Origin of the sequence: Kineococcus indalonis, from assembly GCF_009906395.1 — a bacterium.
In the GTDB taxonomy this organism is placed as follows: Bacteria; Actinomycetota; Actinomycetes; order Actinomycetales; family Kineococcaceae; genus Kineococcus; species Kineococcus indalonis.
Genome location: NZ_JAAALM010000532.1, coordinates 1 through 2,683, shown reverse-complemented (window position 1 = coordinate 2,683; position 2,683 = coordinate 1). Strand labels below are relative to the sequence as shown.

At 76.3% G+C, this 2,683-nt stretch carries 2 protein-coding genes; both read left to right on the top strand.

The genetic code is table 11. The features are described 5' to 3' along the window. Positions 1-1,138 (top strand): acetamidase/formamidase family protein (locus tag GTR00_RS18485; RefSeq protein ID WP_166613035.1); only part of this gene is annotated, 1,138 nt, incomplete at its 5' end. Positions 1,139-1,300: 162 nt separating this feature from the next. Then, positions 1,301-2,683 (top strand): hemolysin family protein (locus GTR00_RS18480; RefSeq protein WP_166613036.1); only part of this gene is annotated, 1,383 nt, incomplete at its 3' end.

Below are 2,683 nucleotides of genomic sequence, written 5' to 3'. Positions count from 1 at the left end.
GGCCCACGCCCCGCTGCGCACCCTGCAGCCCGGGCGCGGGCCCCGCACCGGCACCTACCTGACCGCCGGGGCCGGCTCGGTCCTGTGGGGGCACCTGCCCAACCGCGACACCGCGCCGCAGGCCGTCGTCCGCTCCGGGGACGTCGTCACCATCGACACCGTCTCCCACGAGGGCGTCCTGGAGGACCAGGGCAAGGACCCGCTGGGCTACTTCACCTCCTTCGGCGTGGCCGAGCGCGACGTGCTGCGCGACGCCGTGGAGATCGCCGCCCGCACCCCGCACGACGGCCCCGGCCCGCACGTCGTCAACCGGCCGGTCGCGGTGAGCGGCGCCGAGCCCGGCGACGTGCTCAAGGTGGAGGTGCTCGACCTGGCGCTGCGCGTGCCGTACGGGGTGATCTCCAACCGGCACGGCAAGGGCGCCCTGCCCGGCGAGCTGCCCGGCGCCTGGCAGGGCGACCCGGCGCTGGCGCAGTACTTCAACACCGGCGGCAACGTCAGCGTCTTCACCCCCGTGGCCGCCTCCGGCGGCGACCTCCTCGGCGTGATGCCCGGCCCCGTCCCGCCGCGGTTCCCGCTGGCGCCGTTCCTGGGGATGATGGGCGTGGCCCGCGACACCTCCGCGATGGTGGACTCCGTGCCGCCGACGGTCGCCGGCGGCAACATGGACGTCAAGGACCTCGTCGTCGGCTCCACCCTCTACCTGCCCGTGCAGGTGCCCGGGGCGATGTTCTTCGTCGGCGACCCGCACATGGCCCAGGGCCACGGCGAGGTGGCGCTGACCGCGATGGAGGGCTCGCTGCGCGCCACGCTGCGCCTGTCGGTGGTGCGCCCCGGCGACGGTGCTCCCCGGATCGCCGGGGAGCACCCGTTCGCGGAGACCCCCGAGCACTGGCTGCCCATCGGCCTGAGCGACCCCGACGGCCCCGAGGGCGGCGGCAACGGCACCGACCTCGACGAGGCGGTGCGCGTGGCGGTGCGCAACGCGATGTCCTTCCTCACCGAGGACCTCGGCGTGCCGGGCCCCGTCGCGTACGCCTACCTCAGCGCCGCCGCCGACTTCCACGTCTCGCAGGTCGTGGACCGCACCGTGGGCGTGCACGCCACCGTGCGCAAGTCCGACTTCGGCCGGCGCTGAGCGCACCCGGCCCCCGCGGGGGCCGGGCCGCCCGCGGCGCGCCCAGAGCGGGCGCGCGCGGGCGGCACGCACCTAGAATCCAGGGGTCATGGACTCATCTCCCGGGCCGCGCAGCGGCCCTCCCCACCATCCCGGCCCGACGTCGCCCGGGGAGCCCACGTGATCGTCGAGTGGCTCCTCCTGCTCGTCGGGGTCCTCCTCACCCTCGGCACGGCCGTCTTCGTCGCCGCCGAGTTCGCCTTCGTGACCCTCGACCGCTTCACGGTCGAGAAGGCCGCGGAGGACGGGGACCGCCGCGCCGCCGGCGTCCTGCCCGCGCTGCGCACCCTGTCCACCCAGCTCTCCGGCGCCCAGGTCGGCATCACCCTCACCACGCTGCTGCTCGGCTACCTCATGGAGCCGTCGCTGGCGACCCTGCTCGACGTGCCGCTGACCGGCGCCGGGCTGTCCGAGGGCGCCGCCTCCACCGTCTCCGCCGTCGCCAGCGTCGTCGTGGCCACGGTGTTCTCCATGGTCGTGGGCGAGCTGGTGCCCAAGAACCTCGCGCTGAGCCTGCCGCTGCGCACCGCGGGCGTGGTCGCGCCCCTGCAGCGCGGCTTCTCGTGGGCGGCCGGCCCGCTCATCACCGTCCTCAACGGCAGCGCCAACCGCTTCCTGCGGCTCATCGGCGTCGAGCCGCAGGAGGAGCTGTCCGGGGCCCGCTCGGCCCGCGAGCTGGCCTCCCTGGTGCGCCGCTCCGCCGACATGGGCACCCTCGACCCCGGCACCGCGAACCTGCTCAGCCGCACCCTCGTCTTCGGAGACCAGACCGCCGCCGACGTGATGACCCCGCGCGTGCGGATGGAGGCGGTGCGCCTGGACGAGACCGCCGCCGACGTGATCGCGCTCGCGCGCAGCACCGGGCACTCCCGCTTCCCGGTCACCGGCGACGACGACGACGACGTGCGCGGCGTCGTGCACGTCAAGGCGGCCGTGGCCGTGCCCGTCGAGCGCCGCCACGAGGTGCCCGCCGCGGCCCTGATGCAGGACGTGCGGCGCGTGCCGGACTCCCTGCGCCTGGAGCCGCTGCTGCTGCAGCTGCGCCAGAAGGGCCTGCAGTTCGCCCTCGTCGTGGACGAGTACGGCGGCACCGCCGGGGTCGTCACCCTGGAGGACCTCGTGGAGGAGATCGTCGGCGACGTCTCCGACGAGCACGACCGCGACCGCGGCGGGCTGCGCCAGCACCGCGACGGCTCCTGGACGGTGCCGGGCCTGGCCCGGCCCGACGAGGTGCAGGACCGCATCGGCGTGCAGGTCCCCGAGGCCCCCGAGTACGAGACCCTGGGGGGCTTCGTCATGGCGCGCCTGGCCCGCATCCCCGCCGTCGGCGACGAGGTCGCCGTGGACGGCGCGGTGCTGCGCGTGACCCGCATGGAGGGCCGGCGCGTGGACCGCCTGCGGCTGCGCACCCGCCCGGCCACCGCCCCCGGGGGCACCGGCACCACCGCCCCCGGCGCCGCCGCGGAGGCCCCCGGCGCCGCGGGCGCGAGCGCCGCGGGCGCCACC